At 45.5% G+C, this 1,433-nt stretch carries 1 protein-coding gene; it reads left to right on the forward strand.

Going from position 1 to position 1,433, the window contains the following annotated elements:
- Window positions 1–842: 842 nt before the first annotated feature.
- Window positions 843–1,268, forward strand: coding sequence for a hypothetical protein (locus tag DW089_RS11535; RefSeq protein ID WP_105327532.1), 426 nt, complete (start codon window positions 843–845; stop codon window positions 1,266–1,268).
- The last annotated feature ends 165 nt before the right edge of the window (window positions 1,269–1,433 follow it).

A 1,433-nucleotide genomic window follows, 5' to 3' on the forward strand; every position in this document is an offset into this window, starting at 1 on the left:
AGAGTGGTAAAAAAAGTCCGTGCACATGGCAAAATCGTATCGGTATATTCAAATGCATAAACCGGAGCAACTAGGCCATCTGCACGGACTTTTTAGGCCACCCTTCCGGACTATTAGTCCAGGTGCTTTTTAAAAGCTCTGCCGGATCTGTAGAACCGGCAGAGTGAATCTAGCAGCTTTCAACCGATATATATTGTTTTAAATCTCTTTCAGTGTGCCAATGAAGGTATGGGCACGCATGAACAGGGTGGCAAGTATCGACGGCAAGACAGCCTAAATTCTGCGGTAGGGTGGAAGAAAAACACCGTGCAGGTGGCCTAAGAACGGAATATGCTTTAAACAAGAGAAAAATGTTTTTAGGTCGTGCGGTCAGCAAACTTTTGGTGTGGTGCGGGTATCCCCCATTGCCGCTATGCGGCATTTCCCCAAAGGGAAACGCTTGTCCCCTTTTGGGGCTAGTACATGAAGGACGGTAGCTCAACCACGGAAAAGTCAGCGGGGCTGACTTTTAGCTGTAGAAAACTCTGTACCGGATTTTTTGGTCGAGTGGTCAGCGGACTTTTGGCGTGGTGCGGGGGATTTCGGATTTTTGGTCGTGCGGTCCGCAAACTTTTGGCGAAGTAGGGGATATCCCTCGCATTTTTAACCTTTGTACGGTTGGCCGGGGCCAGTACTGGCCTGGGGGTAGCTCAACCACGAAAAAGTTAGCAGAACTGGCATTTTTCTCGCCAATCAGTTATAATGCTACTAACAAATCCCGGTGGAGTAATTACGTTTTGCTTTGCAGTTTCACACCCTGGCAAAGGGATTGCTCGGCGAGAGCTATTGCAGTTTGAGGGCAGGTGAAGGGCAATGCTAAGCGCCACTGGGGAAATAAAGCAATTGTAAATGACGAGGCGCATGGGCTTCACGCGCACTTTCAATCCAGGAAGTGCTGCGAAATTCACATTGCTCTCAAACGTTTGAGCGTATGTAAATTTCTCATGGTATTTTGGCAGCGATTTTCTTTGCTGCTGCTCTCAAAAGGCTTGTCTACTCCTATAGGGGCAGGCAGGTCTTTTCTCCTTATTTACCGCTTTTTAACTGCCGTCTGGGGGCCGCAATTCCTCTTTTACCTCCAAATTGTATCATTTATACAAAAAAGTTTTAAAAACCTATTGACGGTGTGGGGGAGTTATGCTATTATAAATAAGCTTTCTCACGGGGAAGCAATGGCAAACCAGAACAGCTGCTTGTTTGAGAAATTAGCTTCAAAAAAAAGTAGTTGACAAAATCTTCTGAGTTTGCTAAACTATCAAAGTCGTTGATGAACAAGAAGCGATGGAAGAACTTTGAAAACTGAATATTGATTGACAGATGTGCGGGTCAAGTCACCTTTATGGTGATGAGATCGAGTCACTTCGAGACAACGAAGTAAAAAAATCAAAGCTAGT

This window comes from Acidaminococcus sp. AM05-11, from assembly GCF_003472805.1.
GTDB classification, from domain to species: Bacteria; Bacillota; Negativicutes; order Acidaminococcales; family Acidaminococcaceae; genus Acidaminococcus; species Acidaminococcus hominis.